Below are 18,893 nucleotides of genomic sequence, written 5' to 3' on the forward strand. Positions count from 1 at the left end.
TAGGGTCGACGGCGTGGCGGACTACCGGGAGACCGCACCGGCCGGGCCGGTCGGTGACCTGCTGGAGTGTGCCTGGCGGGCGGCGGTCCCGGGCACCGCGGGACGGCACCAGCAGCGGGTGCTCCCGGACGGCTGCATGGACCTGCTGCTGCTCGGTGCCGATGCTCGCTCCGCCGGCGATTCCCTCGGTGGCCGGCTCGTGGTCGCGGGACCGGACACGGCCGCCCACCTGGCCTCCTCGGCCCCGGGATCGGTGACCACCGGGCTCCGGTTCCGCCCCGGCGCGCTGCCCGCCCTGCTCGGGGCCCCGGCGGACGCGCTGCGCGACCGCCGGACCGACCTGGCCGACGTGCTGGGCCGCGCCGCCGCGATGTTGCCGGTCGTCGACGGGTACACCAGCGCTCCGCGCCGGTCCGGCAACGACCGCGGCATACCCCTCGGCGATCGCGCGGCCGGCGACCCGGCGCTCCGACGGCTCCTCGAGGTGGTCCGGGCGCTGCGAGCGGCGGGCGAGGGCCGCCGGACGCAACCCGAGCCGCTTCCCCGGCCCGCGTTGCGCGCACTGGCCCGCGGGATGCCCGCCGCCGAGCTCGCCGACCGGCTCGGCGTCACGTCCCGCACCCTGCACCGGCGCTGCGTGGCGACCCTGGGCTACGGCCCGTCGGTGGCCCGCCGGGTGCTGCGCTTCCGGGCCGCGACCGGACTGCTGTTCGACGGCGTCGCCCCGGCCGAGGTCGCCGCCCGCACCGGCTACGCCGACCAGCCGCACCTGTCCCGCGAGGTGCGCGAGCTGGCCGGGGTCTCTCCCACGGCGCTCACCGCTCGGACCGAGGCTTCCCGGACCCAGGCGAACCGGAACCAGGCGAATCAGGCCCAGGCGAACAGGTCCAGCGAGGAGCCGTCCGGGTCCCGGACGGTCGCGTAGCGCTGGCCCCACGGCGCGTCGAACGGGTCGAGCACCGAGCCGTGCCCGGCGTCGGTGATCCGCTTCCAGGCGTCGTCGACGGCGGCCGCGGACGGTAACCGGAACGCCACCGACATCCGGCCCTGGCCGGTCGGCGCCGCGTCCGGATGGAAGCCCTCCACCATCGACTGCAGGTCCAGGGCCAGCCGGATCCCGCCGCGCAGCGTCGTCTCCACGTGCGGCGAGTCCTCGGCCCCCTCCGCGAACTCCAGGCCCACCAGCCGGTAGAAGGCCAGCGAGCGGGACATGTCCGTCACCACGATGCCGATCATGTCGAGTTCGGCGCCGATCGATTCGTTCATGACCCGGAGGTTAGGGACGCGGGCCCGGCGGCGTCGTGAACGGATCGGACACCGCGTTCCACGCGGCGTGCTCCGGAAGTGCGGGCCGGTCGCGCCCGGTACCGGTCAGCAACGCGGCGAACGCGGTCGCGGCCGGTGCCGGGTGCCGCCCGCGCGGCAGCACCAGCGCGATCCGCCGGCGCAGCACCGGTTCGTCCAGCGGGACCGCGACCAGGTTCGCGAACCCGGTCAGCGGGACGACCAGGCCCGGAACCGTGGTCGCACCCAGACCGGCCGCCACCAGCCCCGCGACGGCTGCGATGTTGCGGGCCGCCAGACCCCGGACCGGGCGGGCCCCGGACACGGCGAGCGCCCGATCGACGTGCTGTCGGATGCTTGTGGTCGGGTCGAAGTCGACGAACGACTCGCCGGCGAGCTCGGCCCAGTCGAGCCGGTCCCGCCGCGCGAACCGGTGGCCGGGCGGGACCAGCACACAGAACCGGTCGCTCGCGATCGGCGCCACCACCAGGTCGCCGGGGCCGCCGTCCAGTTCCTCCTCCTCCGGGAGCACGGTGACCGCCAGGTCGGCGCGGCCCGAGCGCACCCGCTCCAGCACCTCGTCGGCGAGCGCGTCGGACATCTCCGGCCGCACTCCGGGGCGCTCGCGGCGGAACGCCGACACCACCCCGGGCAGCAGGATCGCGGCCAGCGACGGCAGCGTGGCGATCCGGACCGCACCGTCCCGACCGTCTAGGAAGCCCTCGACGTGCCGCAGCTCGGCGGCCACCGCGTCCAGCGCCCGCCGGGCCGCGGCGACCACCGCGTGCCCGGCCGGGGTGGGTTCCAGCCGCCGGGTGGTCCGCTCGAACAACCGGCTCCCGAGCCGGCGCTCGACGTCGGCGACGGCCCGGCTCAGCGAAGGCTGCGCGACGTGCAGGGCCTCCGCCGCGGCGGTGAACCCGCCCGCGTCGTGCACGGCGACCACCGCCCGGAGCTGCGGCAACGTCAGATCCATATGCCCATCGCATGAGTCGATCCGAATCCGGTCTTTGACGATCATAGACGCAGGCCAGCACCGTGGGCGCGGGCCGCAGTCGGCCCGTCCCGCCGACGAGGAGGTCGACGATGCTCGCCGCGATCGGGTTCCTGACCATTGCCGTGTTCCTGACCGCGGTGCTCTCCGGACGGGTGTCGGTGCTGCTGGCGCTGACCGTGGTCCCGGTCGCCGCCGCCGTCGTCGCCGGCCTGGCCGGTGGGCTGGGTGACTACGTCACCGAGGGCTTGGAGATCGTCGCCCCGGTCGCGATCATGATCACCTTCGCGATCCTGTACTTCAGCCTGATGCTCGATACGGGGCTGTTCGACCCGGCAATCCGACGGGTCGTCCGGTGGGCGGGCGGGGACCCGCTGAAGATCTGTGTGGGCACCGCGGCGTTGACCGTCCTGGTCGCCCTCGACGGGGACGGTGCCTCCACTTTTCTGATCATGGCGAGCGCCATGCTGCCGCTCTACGACCGGCTCGGGATGCGCCGGATCGTGCTCGCCGGGCTGATCTGCCTGGGTGCCGGCGTGATGAACATGGTCCCGTGGGGCGGGCCGACGGCACGCGCCATGGCCGCCCTCGGCCTCGGCGCCTCCGACGTCTTCGTGCCGCTGTTGCCCGCGATGGCCGCCGGCATCGCCTGGGTGCTGCTCGCCTCGTACCTCATCGGGCGCGGCGAACGTCGCCGACTCGGGGTCGTCGAACTCGGCCACGAGCCCGCCGACACCCCAGGTGCGGTCCCGGCCCCCGCCGTGCGGTCCCGGGCCGACCGGATCCGGTTCGCGATCAACATCGTGCTCACCCTGGCCCTGGTCGTGGTGTTGCTGTTCCAGCTCGCGGACCTCCCGGTGGTGTTCCTCTGCGCGTTCGTGCTCGCCGTGCTGGTCAACCGGCCGACCTGGGACGGTCAGCGGGCGCTGTTCGAGAAGCACGGTCACAACGTCGTCCTGGTCACCGCCATGATCTTCGCCGCCGGGGTGTTCACCGGTGTCCTCGGTGGGAGCGGAATGATCGGCGCGATGGCCGAGGCCCTCGTCGCGCTGGTCCCGGACGGCGCCGGCTCGCTGCTGCCGATCGCGGTCGCGGTCACCTCGATGCCGCTCAGCCTGGTCTTCACGCCGGACGCCTACTACTTCGGCGTGCTGCCGGTGCTCGCCGAGACCGCGGTCACCCTCGGCGGTGACCCCGCCGAGATCGCGCGGGCCGCGATCCTCGGCCAGATGACCACCGGTTTCCCGCTCAGCCCGCTCACCGCCTCGACGTTCATCCTGCTCGGGATGACCGGGGTGGAGCTCGGCCGGCACCAGCGGTTCATCTTCGGCTGGGCGTTCGGCACCACCGTGGTGATGACTGTCGCCGCGCTCGCGACCGGCGCCCTGACCGTCTGAGGAGAGACATGCCACCGACCACCACTCGGATCGGCAGCGGCGCCGGGTTCGCCGGCGATCGGATCGATCCCGCCGTCGCGCTGGCCCGGCACGGCGGCCTCGACGACCTCGTGCTGGAGTGCCTGGCCGAGCGCACGATCGCGCTCGGCCAGCGCCGCAGGCTCGCCGCCCCGGACACCGGGTACGACCCGCGGCTGGAGCAGCGGCTGACGGCCCTGCTGCCCGACCTCGTCGCCGGAGGCGTCCGGCTGATCACGAACATGGGCGCGGCGAACCCGGCCGCCGCCGGGTTGATCGTCCGCGAGCACCTGGACCGGCTCGGCTCGACGGCACCGGTCGCGGTGGTGACCGGCGATGATGTCCTGGACCGGATCGACCCGGACGCCCGCGCAGCGGAGGACGGGCGCCCGCTGCGGGCACATGGCGAGCTGGTTTCGGCGCACGCCTACCTCGGCGCCGACGCGCTCTCCTCGGCACTCGACACCGGCGCCGCCGTCGTGGTCACCGGCCGGGTCGCGGACCCGTCACTGTTCCTGGCCCCGCTGGCCGACCGGCTCGGGTGGGACCTCGCCGACCCCGCGTATGCCGCCGCCGGCACGCTCGCCGGGCACCTGCTGGAGTGCGCCGGGCAGCTCACCGGCGGCTACGCGGCCGACCCCGGCCGGTTCGACGTCCCCGACCTGGCGCGACTCGGCTTCCCGTACGCCGATGTCGGCGCGGACGGCTCCGCCCGCTACGGCAAGCTTGCCGGCACCGGCGGTCGGTTGGACCGGCACACCGTCCGTGAGCAGCTGCTCTACGAGGTCACCGACCCGACCGGCTACCGCACCCCGGATGTGCTGCTGGACCTGCGCGAGGTCCGCGTCGACGACGACGGACCGGACCGCGTCCGGGTCACCGGAGCACGCGGGTGGCCCCGTCCGGACGAGCTCAAGGTGAGCGTCGGCTACCGGGCCGGACACCGGCTGGAGGCCGGGATCTCCTACGTCGGGCCGAACGCCTCCGCTCGCGCCCGGCTGGCCGCCGACGTGATCGCAGACCGGGTGCGTGGGCTGGCTACCGATCCGCGGATCGAGGTCCGCGGCGGCGAGACCGACGCCCGGCTGCGGGTCGCCGCCCGCGACCACGACACCGGTGTGCTCGACACACTCGCCCACGAGGTCGAGGCGCTCTACACGAACGGCCCGGCCGGTGGGGGTGGGGTCCGGGCGCACGTCGACGAGGTGATCGGCGTGCTGTCCACACTCGTCCGGCGGGACGCCGTCACCCCGCGGGTCACGCTGCTGGGTGCGGACCGGGCCAGCCGGCGAGCGGACGACGACAGATGAGGACGAACCGTGTTGCTGCATGAGATCGCCCACTGCCGTGCCGGGGACAAGGGCACGGTGGCGACGCTGACCGTCGTCCCGTACGACGATGCCGACTACCCGCGCCTGGTCGCATCGGTGACCGCCGAGCTGGTCCGGTCCTCGCTGGAGCGCTGGATCGGCGGCGAGGTGACCCGCTACGAGCTCCCGCGGATGTGCTGCCTGCAGTTCGTCTGCACCGGCATCCGCGGCGGCGGGGTCACGGTGTCCACGGAACTGGACACCCACGGCAAGTCGCTGTCCTCCCGGCTGCTGGCACTCGAGCTCTGATCCGCTTCACCGGCAGCGGCCGCGCGAGACCGGCGTCACGCGACGATTCGTCCTTTCAGGTAGCTTCCGCCCGGACGCACACGGGTGCGTACCGCATCCGGCGGCCACGAGGGGGGACGTCCACATGTCCACGACCGAATCCGGCCAGACCGAATCCGGCCAGAGCGAATCCGGCCCGCGCGACGAGCAGACCGACAGGCCGCGCGGGGAGGGAGCCGATCCGCCGCCCGGGACCGGCGGCGCCACCGCGGCGGACGACCGCTCCCCCGGCCGTACCTGGGCGTTGCGTGCGCTGGGCCTGGGGCTCGGGCTGCTCACCTGGCTGCTGCTCGGTGCCTCCGCCACGCTCGAGCCGGACGCCCGCACGGTCGCCGCCATCGGAGTGCTCATGGCGGCCTGGTGGGTCACCGAGGCGATCCCGCTCTCGGCGACGGCACTGATCCCGATCATCGCGTTCCCGGCGTTCGGCGTGCTGCCCGTCGCCGAGGCCACCGCCGCCTACGGCGACGACATCGTCTTCCTGTTCCTGGGCGGGTTCCTCATCGCGATCGCCATGCAGAAGTGGAACCTGCACCGGCGGATCGCGCTGCTCACACTGCGCACCGTCGGGACATCGCCGAACCGGATCGTGCTCGGGATGATGATCGCGACGGCGTTCCTGTCGATGTGGGTGTCGAACACCGCGACGACGCTGATGATGCTGCCGATCGGGTTGTCCGTGCTCGCCCTGGTGGCCGAACGGGCCGGCAACGCCGGCGACGAGGTCAGGCGCGGCGCCCCGCTCACCGAGACGCTGCGCGACCCGGCGGTGCGCACGTTCGGCGTCGGGCTGGTGCTCTCAGTGGCCTGGTCGGCGTCGATCGGCGGGCTCGGGACGCTGCTCGGCAGCCCGCCGAACGCCATCGTCGCCGGCTACGTCTCCAGCGAGCTGGGCCGCGAGATCAGCTTCCTGGGCTGGATGCAGCTCGGCGTCCCGATCGTCGTGGTGTTCGTCGTGCTGGCCTGGCTGATCATCACCCGGGTCCTGTTCCGCAGCGGCCTGACCGACATCCCCGGCGGCCGGGAGATGATCCAGGGCCAGCTGCACGAGATGGGACCGACCAGCCCCGCCGAGAAGCGGGTGCTCGCGGTGTTCGCCGGGGCCGCGTTCCTCTGGATCGTGCCCGGCATCCTGTCCGAGTTCGGCGCCGTCGAGGCCGTCTTGCCGTGGATCGGCGATCTCGACGACACCGCGATCGCGATCGCCGCCGGGCTCGTGTTGTTCCTGCTGCCGGCGGCCACCACCCCGCCCGACGAGCCGGCGGCGGACCGGTCCGGCGGCCCGCGGACCTACCGGATGCTCCTGGTCTGGGACGACGCCCAGAAGGGCCTGCCCTGGGGCGTGCTGCTGCTGTTCGGGGGCGGCCTCGCCTTGGCCAGTGCCGTGTCCTCCAGCGGCCTGGACGGGTTCATCGGCAACAGCGTCGCCGGCCTCGGTGTGCTCCCGATCCTGCTGCTGGTCGGGGCCGTGGTCACGATCGTGCTGCTGCTGACCGAGGTCACCAGCAACACCGCCACGGCGGCCACCTTCATCCCGGTCCTCGGTGGCGTGGCGCTGGGCATCGGCGCCGACTCGATGACCCTGCTCATCCCGGCCGCGCTGGCGGCGACCTGCGCGTTCATGTTGCCGGTCGGCACCCCGCCGAACGCGATCGTGTTCGGCTCCGGGGTGGTGACGATCGGCCAGATGGCCCGCGGCGGACTGGTGCTCAACGTCGTCGGGGTCGTGCTGATCACGGTGTTCGCCTGGCTGCTCGGCGGCTGGGCGCTCAGCCTGCAGTTCTGAGCCCCCGGCAGACGACGGGCCCCGCCGCGGCGATCGCGGCGGGGCCCGACGCCCGGGTACCGGTGTCTACAGGTACTGGCCGGTGTTCGACGCGGTGTCGATCGCCCGGCCGGTGGCCTCGTTCTTGCCCGAGACCAGGGTGCGGATGTAGACGATCCGCTCGCCCTTCTTGCCCGAGATCCGGGCCCAGTCGTCCGGGTTGGTGGTGTTGGGAAGGTCCTCGTTCTCGGCGAACTCGTCGACGATCGCGTCCAGCAGGTGCTGGACCCGCAGACCCCGGTGCCCGGTCTCGAGCACCGACTTGATCGCGGACTTCTTCGCCCGGTCGACGATGTTCTGGATCATCGCGCCGGAGTTGAAGTCCTTGAAGTAGAGGGTCTCCTTGTCCCCGTTGGCGTAGGTGACCTCCAGGAACCGGTTCTCCTCCGACTCGTCGTACATCCGCTCGACGATCCGCTGGATCATCCCGTCGACACACGCCCGGCGGCTGCCGCCGAACTCGGCGACGTCGTCGTCGTGGATGGGCAGCGTGTCGGTGATGTACTTGGAGAAGATGTCCTGCGCACCCTCGGCGTCCGGCCGCTCGATCTTGATCTTCACGTCCAGCCGGCCGGGCCGCAGGATCGCCGGGTCGATCATGTCCTCGCGGTTCGAGGCACCGATCACGATGACGTTCTCCAGGCCCTCGACGCCGTCGATCTCGGCGAGGAGCTGGGGCACGATCGTGGTCTCGACGTCCGAGGAGACGCCCGAGCCACGGGTCCGGAAGATCGAGTCCATCTCGTCGAAGAACACGATCACCGGGGTACCGGCCGAGGCCTTCTCCCTGGCCCGCTGGAAGATGAGCCGGATGTGCCGCTCGGTCTCGCCGACGAACTTGTTGAGCAGTTCCGGACCCTTGATGTTGAGGAAGAACGCCCGGCCGTCGTCCGGGTTGTCGCCGCGCCGACCGGCGATCTTCTTCGCCAGCGAGTTCGCGACCGCCTTCGCGATCAACGTCTTCCCGCAGCCGGGCGGGCCGTAGAGCAGCACGCCCTTCGGCGGTGTGAGCTCGTACTGGGTGAACAGCTCGGTGTGCAGGAACGGCAGCTCGACCGCGTCCTGGATCTGCTCGATCTGCCGGGACAGCCCACCGATGTCGGCGTAGGCGATGTTCGGGACCTCTTCCAGCACGAGGTCCTCGACCTCGGCCTTGGCGACCCGCTCGTAGGCGTAGCCCGCGCGCGAGTCGACCATCAGCGAGTCGCCGGACTTCAGCGGGCTGGTGCCCTCCTCGTCCCCGAGGTCGAACAGCGGTGCGGCCAGCCACACCACCCGTTCCTCGTCCGAGTGCCCGACGACCAGGCCGCGACCCGCGCTGCCGTCGTCGCCGGGCTTGGAGACGATCTCCCGCAACGAGTACAGGTCACCGACCTGCTCGAAGCCCATGGCCTCGACCACGGTCAGCGCCTCGTTCAGCCGGACCGACTGGCCGCTGCGCAGGGTGCTGCCGTCCACCGCCGGGGACACCGGGACGCGCATCCGGCGCCCGGAGGTGAACACGTCGACGGTCTCGTCGTCGTAACGGCCGAGGAACACGCCGTACCCGGACGGCGGCTGGGCCAGCCGGTCGACCTCCTCGCGGAGTGCGACCAGTTGCCCCCGGGCCTCCTTGAGGGTCTCGGTGAGCTTCTCGTTGCGGGCGTTCAGTGCGGAGAGCCGGCTCGTGGTCTCGGCCAGGCGTTGCTCCAGCACCCGGGCGTGCCGGGGTGTCTCGGTGAGCCGCGCGCGCAGCGTGGCGATCTCGCTCTCGAGGTGACGGATGTGCTCGGCGGCCTCAGCGTGGCTGAGGTCGCGACCAGACTGGATGTCCCGCCTGCCGGGATCGTCGTCGTAGGGGTTCACGGCAGCCTCCCTCCGTGTTCCGTCTCACCACGGTACCCGGGCGGGGATACCGCGATGGTGCGTCGAACCGGTGATCCGGGCCTCAGCCGGACGGCACCATGTGGTCACTCTGCGGCTTTGCGCGCGTCACCGCCACGTCCACACGGATGGGACTTTGTGAACTTCTCGTTCCCGCCCGGGCGCGCCGCGCCCGGTTTCCTGCTCAGTGCGGGTGTTCGCTCCGCTCAGCGCGGGTGTTTCGCTCCGCAAGCTTCGCTCAGCGCGACGTCGGTCGGCGCTGCGGCCGCGGCGGGCTCACCCCGTCCGCCAGCCGCCTGGCGGTCACCAGGAAGGCCGTGTGGCCGATCATCCGGTGCTCCGGACGGACGGCCAGCCCGACGACGTGCCACGGGCGGACCATCGCCTCCCACGCCTCCGGCTCGGTCCAGCACTGCATCTCGCGCAGCTTCTCGGTGAGCATCGAGAGCTGCGTCGTCGTCGCGACGTAGCCGACCAGGATGCCGCCGGGGACCAGGCTGTCCCGGACGGTGTCCAGCGCCTCCCACGGCGAGAGCATGTCCAGCACGACCCGGTCCACCTCGCCGCGGTGCTCGCGGACGTCCCCGACGGTGAGTGCCCAGTGCGGCGGGCGGTGCCCGAAGAACGTCTCGACGTTCCGGATCGCGTCCGGGGCGTGGTCGTCGCGGACCTCGTAGGACACGACCCGGCCGGTCGGTCCGACCGCCTGCAGCAGCGAGCAGGTGAGCGCGCCGGACCCGGCGCCGGCCTCCAGCACCCGCGCGCCGGGGAAGACGTCGCCCCACATCAGGATCTGCGCGGCGTCCTTGGGGTAGATCACCTGCGCGCCGCGCGGCATGGACAGCACGTAGTCGGCCAGGCGCGGGCGCAGCGCGAGGTAGGGGGTGTTGGCCGCGGAGTGCACCAGGCTGCCCTCGGGGGCGCCGATCAGGTCGTCGTGCTCGATCTGGCCGCGGTGGGTGTGGTAGGCGCCGCCCTTCTCCAGGACGACCGTGTAGCGCCGGCCCTTGGAGTCGGTGAGCTGCACCCGGTCCCCGGGCCGGAACGGCCCGCCGCGGCGCGGCGGTTCCCAGGTGGCGGCATCGGGATCGTCGGCGGGGGGATCGTCGGCGTCGGGGGTCGGGAGGGCGTCCTGCACGAACGACGACGCTATCCGCGCACCGCCCCCGGCCCCGCGCCGGGTCGGCGACCGCGCCGGGAGCGTCGGGGGCCCCGGATAGCCTCGAGCCCGTGATCGCCCCCGAGCCGCTCCCGCTGCCGGACGGCGCGACCGCCGGCGCCGTCGAGGCCCCACCCCGGCGCCCACCGGCGCTCTCCCCGTCCCGGGCGTCCGACTTCCGGCGCTGCCCGCTGCTCTACCGGTTCCGGGCCGTGGACCGGCTGCCCGAGCCGCCGTCGCGGGCCCAGGTGCGCGGCACCCTGGTGCACGCGGTGCTGGAACGGCTGTTCGCCGATCCCCCGGCGACGCGTACCCCGGCCGCGGCCCGTGCGCTGCTCGGCCCCTGCTGGGACGAGCTCGCCACCGCCTGGCCGGACGCAGCCGCCCTGTTCGCCGGGCCGGACGACCCGGAACTCGCCGTGTGGCTGGACTCCGCGTCGGGGCTGCTGGACACCTACTTCACGTTGGAGGACCCGGCCGCGGTGCCGGCGTCGGCGGTCGAGGAACGGGTCGAGGCGACGCTGGACGGGGGCACCGGCAGCGTCCCGCTGCGCGGGATCCTCGACCGGCTCGACGAGGCCCCGGACGGCACGCTGCGGGTGGTCGACTACAAGACCGGCCGGACACCGGGCGAGGGCTTCGAGGGATCGGTGCTGTTCCAGCTGAAGTTCTACGCGCTCGCGGTGCTGCTCACCCGCGGCCGGGTGCCGGACGAGCTGCGGCTGCTCTACCTGGCCGACGGCACCGCGCTGACCTACCGACCGGACGAGGCCGAGCTGCACCGGTTCGCCCGGCTGCTCGACGCCGTGTGGGCCGCGATCCGGCGGGCGGCGCCGACCGGGGACTTCCGCCCGAACCGGGGCTCCGCCTGCCGCACCTGCGACCACAAGGCGGCCTGCCCGGCCTGGGACGGAACCCCGCCGCCGTACCCGGGCTGGCCCGGGGACCCGGCCGCGGCGGGCGGCGAGGCATGATCGTGGACGTGCACAGCCCGATCCCGCCCGGACCCTTCTACCTGCCTCGCGGCGAACGTACCGACCCGGACGGCGGCACCGTCGCCGACGTCGAGGCGACGCCGTCCACCACCGGCCCGTGGTTCGCCGAGGCCCAGCACATGGGCCCGCCCTCGGCGTTGCTGGTGCGGGCGATGGAGCGGCTCCCGGAGAGCAGGCCCGGCGGCGCCGAGGCCGGCTGGCGGCTCGCCAGGGCCACCGTCGAGGTGCTGGGCGTGGTACCGGCCGGTCCGCTCACGGTGACCGCACGGGTGGAGCGGCCGGGCCGCACGATCGAGATGCTGTCGGCGACCATGCGGGCCGGTGACCGGGACGTGCTGCGGGCCCGGGCCTGGCGGCTCGCCGCCTCCGACACGGCCGCCGTCGCGCACGGCGAGGTGAACCCGATCCCGGGCCTGGCCGCGGCCACGGTGCGCGAGGAGCGCCCGGCCGGGTGGCTTCCCGGGTTCATGGACGCCATGGAGTGGGCCTGGATCGAGGGCTGGCTGGCCGAACCGGGGCCGGGCCGCGGCTGGATCCGGATGCGGGTCCCGCTGGTCGAGGGCGAGGAGCCGTCGGCGCTGCAGCGGCTGATGGTGGCCGCCGACTGCGCGAACGGCCTGGCCGCCCCGCTGGACGTGCAGGAGTGGCTGTTCGTCAACACCGAGCTGACCGTGCACCTGCACCGGGCCCCGACCGGCGAGTGGATCGGCGTGGACGCCGCCACCGTGATCGGCCCGGACGGCCTGGGCACCTGCACCGCGACGCTGTTCGACGCCGACGGACACACCGGCCGGATCTCCCAGGCTCTCACCGTCCGGGCCCGCTGAGCCCGGCCGGCGGACCGCTCAGACGTCGAGCGGGGACTCGACGGTCATCGCCCGGCAGGAGCGGATCTCCGAGGTCAGGATCGCCGTCGCGCCGATCGTGGCGAGCCGGTCCATGACCCGGTTGGTCTCCTTGGCCGGCACCATGGTCCGGACCGCGACCCAGCCCGGCTTGCGCAGCGGCGAGACCGTCGGGGCCTGCAGGCCGGGCGCCACCTTCTCCACGTCCGGGAGCAACGACTCCGGGCAGTCGAAGTCCATCATCAGGTACTCGCGGGCCAGCACGACACCGCGCAGCCGCTCGGCGAAGACCCGCTTGATGCCGGTGGTGTCGGAATCCTCCTGCCGGTCCGGGCGCTTCTCCCGCTCGATCAGGGTGGCCTGCGACGACGCGATCGGCTCGCCGATCACCTCGAGACCGTGCTGGCGCAGTGTGCGGCCCGAGGACACGACGTCGGCGATGGCGTCGGCCAGCCCGAGCTGGATGGAGATCTCGACCGCGCCGTCCAGCTTCACGATCTCGGCACCGATCCGCTTGCCGGACAGGTGCGAACGGACCAGGCGCGGGTACGACGTGGCGATCTTCTTGCCGTCCAGGTCCTCGAGCTTCCAGTCGTTGTCCACCGGGGCGGCGAACTGGAAACGGGACTTGCCGAAGCCGAGCTCGAGCACCGGCTGGACCTGGCTGCCGGACTCCTCCATCAGGTCGAAGCCGGTGACGCCCAGGTGCAGGTCCCCGCGGCCGACGTAGGTCGCGATGTCCTTCGGCCGCAGGTAGAAGAACTCGATCCCGTTGTCCTCGTCGACGATGCTGAGGTCACGGGAGTCGGTCCGCTGGCGGTACCCGGCCTCGCGCATCATCGTGGCGGCGGGCTCGGCCAGGGTGCCCTTGTTCGGCAGTGCCACGCGGAGCATGACGCTCTCCTGAATGCTTGTCGGTCCTACGTCGGTGGTGCGGTCGGTTCGGTGTGGTGCGGTCAGAGATGTTCGGGTCAGAGGTGCTTGTAGACGTCCTCGAGGCCGAGCCCACGCTGGATCATGATCACCTGCAGCCGGTAGAGCAACTGCGAGACCTCCTCCGCGAGGGCGTCGTCACCCTGGTACTCGGCGGCGATCCACACCTCGCCCGCCTCCTCCAGCACCTTCTTGCCCTGGGCGTGCACCCCGGCGTCCAGCGCGGCGACGGTTCCCGATCCTGCCGGGCGCTCCTGCGCCTTGGCCTGCAGCTCGGCGAACAGGCCGTCGAAAGTCTTCACGTGCATCGACCCCTTTCGCCACCAGTGTGAACGGTGCGGCCCGCGCCGCGATCGGGTACCCGGGGTACGGAGCCGTGCGGGCCACGCACCGCGCCGGATGGTTCACCCGGTGTGACGCCCGCGGCGGGCCGGGGCCGTTCGTCGTCCCGGGGGGCCCGCTCGCGCAGCGGCCGCCCGGGCGGGTCCCTCGCGACCAGGGGTGCGGCGGCGAGGGGCCCGCTCGGGACACGGGTCAGCGCGCGACGCTGCGCAGGAGCGCACCGAGGTCGGCGGGCGTGACCCCGGACAGGGTGTCGCGCTGCACCCGCCGCTCCCCCGCCGGGACGGCCAGCTCGCACGGCACCACCAGTACCGCGCAGCCGGCCCGCTCGGCCGACAGCGCGCCGGTCGGCGAGTCCTCCACCGCGACGCAGTCCGCCGGGTCCACCCCGAGCAGTTCCGCACCCCGGCGGTACGGGTCCGGGGCCGGCTTCGGATGCGCCACCTCGTCGCCGGGGACGACGGCGGCGAAGTGCTCCCGGCCCAGGGTCTCCAGCGCGTGGTCCACCAGCACCCGGATGGTGTTGGTGACCAGCGCGGCGGGCACCCCCTCGGCGTGCAACGCACCGAGGAGCTCCCGGGCTCCGGGCCGCCACGGGACGCCGTGCGCGAACAGCTCGCCGGCCCGCTCGTAGAGCCAGGCACCGGCCTCCCGCTGCTCACCGGCCGGCACCGTGTCCCGTCCGGCCTCCCGGAAGCAGATCCGCAGGCTCGACTCCAGCGAGCCGCCGACCGACTCCAGGCGCGCCGCCGTGTTCAGCGGCGGCGCACCCAGGTGCTTCATGAGGTCGTTGAGGGCGACCTCCCACACCTTCTCGGAGTCGATCAGCGTCCCGTCCATGTCCAGCAGCACCGCCGCCGGACGGTCCCGCAACTCAGGCATCGGGGGTGTAACCGAGGTTCGGCCGCAACCACTTCTCGACGTAGGGGACGTCCTTGCCGAGCCGCTCCGCGTAGTCGGTAATCTGGTCCTTGCCGACCCGGCCCACGGTGAAGTACCGCGAGCCCGGGTTCTGGAAGATCATCCCGCTGACCGCGGCCGCCGGCGTCATCGCGTACGACTCGGTCAGCGCGATCCCCAGGTCCTCGGCCCCGAGCAGGTCGAACAGCGGACGCTTCTGGACGTGGTCCGGGCAGGCCGGGTAGCCGAACGCCGGGCGGATGCCCCGGAACTTCTCGCCGAGCAGCTCGTCGATCGGCTGGTCGGCGTCCGGCTCGAACCACTCGCGGCGGGCCTGCCGGTGCGCGTACTCGGCGAAGGCCTCGGCGAGCCGGTCGGCCAGCGCCTTGACCATGATCGACTTGTAGTCGTCGAGGGCGTCCTCGTACTCCTTGGCCATGACGTCGGCACCGTGGATGGCCACCGCGAACGCACCGAGGTGGTCGCCCTCCGGGGCCACGAAGTCGGACAGGCAGCGGTTGGCCCGACCGAGCGGCTTCTTCGTCTGCTGGCGCAGCATCGGGATCCGCACGTCCCCCGAGTCCGGCGAGACGACCACGTCGTCACCCTCGGCGTGCGCCGCCCAGAACCCGTAGACGCCGTGCGCGCTGAACCGGTCGTTCGCGATGATGTCGTCCAGCATCGCGTTGGCGTCGTCGTAGAGCTCCTTGGCGACCGGCTCGTCCAGGATCTGCGGGAACTTGCCCTTCATCTCCCAGGCCAGGAACAGGAACTGCCAGTCGATCAGCTCCCGCAGCTCGGCGATCGAGGGCGTGCACTCGCGGGTCCCGGTGAACTCCGGCGTCGGCAGGTCGTCGAACTCGACCTGCTCCGGGTTGGCGCGGGCCTCCTCGATGCTCAGCAGCGGCTTCTGCTCGCGCCCGGCGTGCTGCTCGCGCAGCCGCTCCTGGTCCTCGTCGTTGGTCTTGGCCAGCGCCTCGGCCCGGTCGTCGTCGAGCAGGTCGGACACCACACCGACGACCCGGGACGCGTCGAGCACGTGCAGCACGTTGGCGTCGTAGGCCGGAGCGACCTTGACCGCGGTGTGCTGCTTCGACGTGGTGGCGCCGCCGATCAGCAGCGGGAGCTTGAGCCCGCGGCGTTCCATCTCGGCGGCCACGCCGACCATCTCGTCGAGCGACGGCGTGATCAGCCCGGACAGGCCGACCACGTCGGCGTCCTCGGCGACCGCGGTGTCCAGGATCGTCTGGGCCGGGACCATCACACCGAGGTCGATGACCTCGTAGTTGTTGCAGCCCAGCACGACGCCGACGATGTTCTTGCCGATGTCGTGCACGTCGCCCTTGACCGTGGCCATGACGACCTTGCCGTTGCCCCGCTCGGACTGGATCTCGCCGCGGGCCTTCGCCTCCTCCTTCTCCTTCTCCATGAAGGGTTCGAGGTAGGCGACCGCCCGCTTCATCACGCGGGCCGACTTCACGACCTGCGGCAGGAACATCTTCCCGTCGCCGAACAGGTCACCGACGATCTTCATGCCGTCCATCAGCGGGCCCTCGATCACCTCGAGGGCCTGGGTGGCCTGCGCGCGGGCCTCCTCGGCGTCGTCCTCGATGTAGTCGACGATGCCGTGCACCATCGCGTGCGAGATGCGCGCCTGGACGTCGTTCTCCCGCCAGGACAGGTCCTGCTCGCGGCGGGTGCCCTCGCCCTTGAACCGGTCGGCGTTCTCCACCAGCCGGTCGGTGGCGTCCGGGCGCCGGTTGAACAGGATGTCCTCGACCATCTCCAGCAGGTCCGCCGGGATGTCCTGGTAGACCGCCAGCTGCCCGGCGTTGACGATGCCCATGTCCAGGCCGGCCTTGATGGCGTGGAACAGGAACGCCGAGTCCATCGCCTCGCGCACCACGTTGTTGCCGCGGAACGCGAACGACAGGTTCGAGACACCACCCGAGATGTGCGTGCCCGGGCAACGCTCCTTGATCCGCGAACAGGCCTCGATGAAGTCCTTCGCGTAGTTGTTGTGCTCCTCCATGCCGGTGGCGATGGCCAGGATGTTCGGGTCGAAGATGATGTCCTCGGGCGGGAAGCCGTCCGCGACCAGCAGGTCGTAGGCCCGGCCGGAGATCTCGACCTTGCGGTCGGCGGTGTCCGCCTGACCGGTCTCGTCGAACGCCATCACCACGACACCTGCGCCGTACGAGCGCACCGTGCGGGCCTGGGAGAGGAACTGCTCCTCGCCCTCCTTGAGGCTGATCGAGTTGACCACGCCCTTGCCCTGGACGCACTTCAGACCGGCCTCGACCACCCGCCACCGGGAGCTGTCGATCATGATCGGCAGCCGGGCGATCTCCGGCTCGGTGGCCAGCAGGTTCAGGAACGTCGTCATCTCCTCCTCGGACTCGAGGAGGTCGGCGTCCATGTTGACGTCGAGCATGTTGGCGCCACCGCGGACCATGTCCAGCGCCACGTCGAGCGCGCCGTTGTAGTCCTTCGACTCGATGAGGCGGCGGAACCGCTTGGAGCCGGTGACGTTGGTCCGCTCACCGATCATCACGAAGCCGGTGTCCGGACCGATCTCGAACCGCTCCAGGCCCGAGAACCGGGTCTTCTCCGGCGCCTCGACGGGCGCGCGCGGGGGCATCGACTTCACCGCGGACGCGATCTCGCGGATGTGGTCGTGCCCGGTGCCGCAGCAGCCGCCGACGATGTTGACCAGCCCGGACTCGCTGAACTCCTTGAGCAGCGCCGCGGTCTGCTCCGGGGTCTCGTCGTAGCCACCGAACGCGTTCGGCAGGCCGGCGTTCGGGTAGCTGGCGGTGAAGGTGTCGGCGATCTGCGACAGCGCCTCGACGTGCGGGCGCATCTCGTCCGCACCCAGCGAGCAGTTCAGGCCGACCACCAGCGGCTGCGCGTGCCGGACCGAGGTCCAGAACGCGTCCACGGTCTGCCCGGACAGGGTCCGCCCGGACCGGTCGACGATCGCCACCGAGATCCAGATCGGCAGGTGCGGCGCGACGTCGTGCGCGGCCTGCAGGGCCACCTTGGAGTTCAGCGTGTCGAAGATCGTCTCGATCAGCAGGATGTCCACGCCACCGGCGTCCAGCGCCGCGATCTGCGCGGCGTAGGAGTCGTAGACCTGCTGGTACGTGACGGCGCGGAAGGCCGGGTCCTCGACCTTCGGCGACAGCGACAGCGTCACGTTCAGCGGGCCGATCGATCCGGCGACCCACTTCGGCTCGCCGGTGGACTCCTCGGCCTCGTCGGCGGCCTGCCGGGCCAGCCGTGCGGCCTCCGCGTTCATCCGGTCCGCATAGTCCTCCAGCGCGTAGTCGGCCTGACCGATCCTCGTCGCGGTGAAGGTGTTCGTGGTGGTGAGGTCCGCGCCGGCCTCGAAGTACCGGCGGTGCACGTCCAGGATCAGGTCCGGACGGGTCAGGTTCAGCACGTCCGGGTCACCGTTGGTGTCCTTCGGGTGCTCGGCGAGGAAGTCCGCCGTGTAGTCGTCGGGCGTGAGCCCCAGTCCCTGGATGACGGTGCCCCAGGCACCGTCGATGACTCCGATCCGCTCACCGAGTAGCTCTCTGAGCTGTTGGGTCTTCTGCTCCACTCGGCTGACCCGCTCAGGGTCCGCGTGACCGGCTGTGTTCTCGCCGTCCGAAGAGGTGCTCACCGCGTGATCCGCTCCCGTCGTAGATGACACGATCGGTCAGGCTACCTGCTGACGGGAGTTCGACCGGGTTCTGAGCCTCCGGGGTCGTAGGCTGGACCGATGACCGACCGAGAGCCGAGCACCGCGGGAACCGGCGACACGCCCGCCATGGTCGAGCCGGTCCTCATCGCCGCGTTCGAGGGCTGGAACGACGGCGGAGAGGCCGCGAGCACCGCCCTGGAGCACCTGGAACTCACCTGGGACGCCGAGTCGCTGACGTCGATCGACCCCGAGGAGTACTACGACTTCCAGGTGACGCGCCCGCACGTGAAGCTCTCCGACGGCGTGACCCGCCGGATCGAGTGGCAGACGACACGTTTGTCGTGGGCCACACTGCCCGGCACCGACCGGCACGTCGTCCTGGTGAACGGGATCGAGCCGAACCTGCGCTGGCGCTCGTTCTGCGCCGAGCTGGTCGGACATGCCCAGCGCCTGGGCGTGACGAAGGTCATCACCCTCGGCGCCCTGCTCACGGAGGTTCCGCACACCCGACCGACCCCGGTCAACGGCACCTCGTGGGATGCCGAGTCGCTCGCCCGGATGGGCACCGAGCCCGCGAACTACGAGGGCCCGACCGGCATCGTCGCGGTCTTCCAGCAGGCCTGCGTGCAGGCCGGGATCCCGGCCGTGTCGTACTGGGCCGAGGTGCCGCACTACGTCTCGCAGGCCCAGGTGCCCAAGGCCGCGGTCGCGCTGCTGCACCGGATCGAGGAGGCCCTCGACGTCGAGGTGCCGCTCGGTGGGCTCCCGGAGAAGGCCGAGGAGTGGGAGCGAACGGTCTCCGAGATGGCCGACGCCGACGACGAGGTCCGCGAGTACGTCCGGCAGCTGGAGGAGCAGGCATCCGAGTCGGAGGCCGAGGACACCCAGGCGGGACTGCGCGACACCTCCGGTGACTCGATCGCCGCGGACTTCGAGCGCTACCTGCGCCGCCGCGGCCCGAACTCCTGAGCGCCGTTCCCGCACTCCGA

16 protein-coding genes are annotated in these 18,893 nt (G+C 72.1%); 8 read left to right on the forward strand and 8 right to left on the reverse strand.

The genetic code is table 11. The features are described from left to right. Window positions 1-13: 13 nt before the first annotated feature. Window positions 14-925, forward strand: a complete 912-nt coding sequence (locus ACLFMI_RS10015; protein WP_410947486.1) for a helix-turn-helix domain-containing protein — start codon at window positions 14-16, stop codon at window positions 923-925. On the opposite strand, the gene ACLFMI_RS10020 is transcribed toward ACLFMI_RS10015, so the two are convergent. Continuing rightward, on the reverse strand, window positions 868-1,266 hold the full coding sequence (locus ACLFMI_RS10020; protein WP_410947487.1) for a VOC family protein: 399 nt from the start codon (window positions 1,264-1,266) through the stop codon (window positions 868-870). The two genes, ACLFMI_RS10015 and ACLFMI_RS10020, sit on opposite strands and share 58 nt — an antisense overlap. Window positions 1,267-1,276: 10 nt before the next feature. Continuing rightward, on the reverse strand, window positions 1,277-2,260 hold the full coding sequence (locus ACLFMI_RS10025; RefSeq protein ID WP_410947488.1) for a LysR family transcriptional regulator: 984 nt from the start codon (window positions 2,258-2,260) through the stop codon (window positions 1,277-1,279). Window positions 2,261-2,370: 110 nt separating this feature from the next. On the opposite strand from ACLFMI_RS10025, the gene ACLFMI_RS10030 reads away from it, so the two are divergent. From ACLFMI_RS10030 to ACLFMI_RS10045, 4 genes are all read left to right on the forward strand, one after another. After that, complete coding sequence (locus ACLFMI_RS10030) at window positions 2,371-3,675, forward strand: CitMHS family transporter (RefSeq protein WP_410947489.1); 1,305 nt, start codon at window positions 2,371-2,373, stop codon at window positions 3,673-3,675. Window positions 3,676-3,683: 8 nt separating this feature from the next. Continuing rightward, the gene (locus tag ACLFMI_RS10035) at window positions 3,684-5,003 is read left to right on the forward strand and encodes an acyclic terpene utilization AtuA family protein (RefSeq protein WP_410947490.1); all 1,320 of its coding nucleotides are present in this window, start codon (window positions 3,684-3,686) and stop codon (window positions 5,001-5,003) included. Between the two features lie 9 nt (window positions 5,004-5,012). After that, window positions 5,013-5,312, forward strand: a complete 300-nt coding sequence (locus tag ACLFMI_RS10040; protein ID WP_410947491.1) for an AtuA-related protein — start codon at window positions 5,013-5,015, stop codon at window positions 5,310-5,312. 124 nt (window positions 5,313-5,436) lie between these two features. Next, entirely contained in the window at window positions 5,437-7,137 is a 1,701-nt protein-coding gene (locus ACLFMI_RS10045; protein ID WP_410947492.1) for an SLC13 family permease, read from the forward strand. Between the two features lie 66 nt (window positions 7,138-7,203). Here ACLFMI_RS10045 and arc read toward each other — a convergent pair whose 3' ends face one another. Together arc and ACLFMI_RS10055 are read right to left on the reverse strand one after the other, a co-directional pair. Continuing rightward, window positions 7,204-8,985, reverse strand: coding sequence for a proteasome ATPase (gene arc, locus ACLFMI_RS10050; RefSeq protein ID WP_410947551.1), 1,782 nt, complete (start codon window positions 8,983-8,985; stop codon window positions 7,204-7,206). 292 nt (window positions 8,986-9,277) lie between these two features. Further along, window positions 9,278-10,177 carry a tRNA (adenine-N1)-methyltransferase gene (locus ACLFMI_RS10055; RefSeq protein ID WP_410947493.1) on the reverse strand — a complete coding sequence of 300 codons (900 nt, stop codon included), beginning with the start codon at window positions 10,175-10,177 and terminating at the stop codon, window positions 9,278-9,280. Window positions 10,178-10,293: 116 nt separating this feature from the next. On the opposite strand from ACLFMI_RS10055, the gene ACLFMI_RS10060 reads away from it, so the two are divergent. Together ACLFMI_RS10060 and ACLFMI_RS10065 are read left to right on the forward strand one after the other, a co-directional pair. Continuing rightward, window positions 10,294-11,172: a RecB family exonuclease gene (locus tag ACLFMI_RS10060; RefSeq protein ID WP_410947552.1), complete on the forward strand. Its 879-nt coding sequence runs from the start codon at window positions 10,294-10,296 to the stop codon at window positions 11,170-11,172. After that, window positions 11,169-12,020, forward strand: coding sequence for a thioesterase family protein (locus ACLFMI_RS10065; RefSeq protein ID WP_410947494.1), 852 nt, complete (start codon window positions 11,169-11,171; stop codon window positions 12,018-12,020). The genes ACLFMI_RS10060 and ACLFMI_RS10065 overlap by 4 nt, the downstream gene beginning before the upstream one ends. Before the next feature lie 18 nt (window positions 12,021-12,038). On the opposite strand, the gene hisG is transcribed toward ACLFMI_RS10065, so the two are convergent. The 4 genes from hisG to metH all read right to left on the reverse strand — a co-directional run bounded on the left by hisG (window position 12,039) and on the right by metH (window position 17,820). Next, a complete protein-coding gene (gene hisG / locus ACLFMI_RS10070) occupies window positions 12,039-12,932 on the reverse strand; it encodes an ATP phosphoribosyltransferase (RefSeq protein ID WP_410947495.1) in 894 nt (297 codons plus the stop codon). 77 nt (window positions 12,933-13,009) lie between these two features. Further along, complete coding sequence (locus ACLFMI_RS10075) at window positions 13,010-13,273, reverse strand: phosphoribosyl-ATP diphosphatase (protein WP_410947496.1); 264 nt, start codon at window positions 13,271-13,273, stop codon at window positions 13,010-13,012. Window positions 13,274-13,505: 232 nt separating this feature from the next. Further along, the gene (locus ACLFMI_RS10080) at window positions 13,506-14,195 is read right to left on the reverse strand and encodes an HAD family hydrolase (protein WP_410947497.1); all 690 of its coding nucleotides are present in this window, start codon (window positions 14,193-14,195) and stop codon (window positions 13,506-13,508) included. After that, window positions 14,188-17,820: a methionine synthase gene (gene metH / locus ACLFMI_RS10085; RefSeq protein WP_410947553.1), complete on the reverse strand. Its 3,633-nt coding sequence runs from the start codon at window positions 17,818-17,820 to the stop codon at window positions 14,188-14,190. The genes ACLFMI_RS10080 and metH overlap by 8 nt, the downstream gene beginning before the upstream one ends. Window positions 17,821-17,982: 162 nt before the next feature. Between metH and ACLFMI_RS10090 the strand changes: the two genes are divergently transcribed. After that, complete coding sequence (locus tag ACLFMI_RS10090) at window positions 17,983-18,873, forward strand: PAC2 family protein (protein WP_410947498.1); 891 nt, start codon at window positions 17,983-17,985, stop codon at window positions 18,871-18,873. Window positions 18,874-18,893: the final 20 nt, after the last annotated feature.

This window comes from Pseudonocardia nantongensis (genome assembly GCF_046546495.1).
In the GTDB taxonomy this organism is placed as follows: domain Bacteria; phylum Actinomycetota; class Actinomycetes; order Mycobacteriales; family Pseudonocardiaceae; genus Pseudonocardia; species Pseudonocardia nantongensis.

Coding starts and splice junctions, on each gene's coding strand:
- ACLFMI_RS10020 (WP_410947487.1), bottom strand. CDS start 1,266: ATGAACGAATCGATCGGCGCCGAACTCGACATGATCGGCATCGTGGTG.
- ACLFMI_RS10025 (WP_410947488.1), bottom strand. CDS start 2,260: ATGGATCTGACGTTGCCGCAGCTCCGGGCGGTGGTCGCCGTGCACGAC.
- ACLFMI_RS10030 (WP_410947489.1), top strand. CDS start 2,371: ATGCTCGCCGCGATCGGGTTCCTGACCATTGCCGTGTTCCTGACCGCG.
- ACLFMI_RS10035 (WP_410947490.1), top strand. CDS start 3,684: ATGCCACCGACCACCACTCGGATCGGCAGCGGCGCCGGGTTCGCCGGC.
- ACLFMI_RS10045 (WP_410947492.1), top strand. CDS start 5,437: ATGTCCACGACCGAATCCGGCCAGACCGAATCCGGCCAGAGCGAATCC.
- ACLFMI_RS10065 (WP_410947494.1), top strand. CDS start 11,169: ATGATCGTGGACGTGCACAGCCCGATCCCGCCCGGACCCTTCTACCTG.
- hisG (WP_410947495.1), bottom strand. CDS start 12,932: ATGCTCCGCGTGGCACTGCCGAACAAGGGCACCCTGGCCGAGCCCGCC.
- ACLFMI_RS10080 (WP_410947497.1), bottom strand. CDS start 14,195: ATGCCTGAGTTGCGGGACCGTCCGGCGGCGGTGCTGCTGGACATGGAC.
- ACLFMI_RS10090 (WP_410947498.1), top strand. CDS start 17,983: ATGACCGACCGAGAGCCGAGCACCGCGGGAACCGGCGACACGCCCGCC.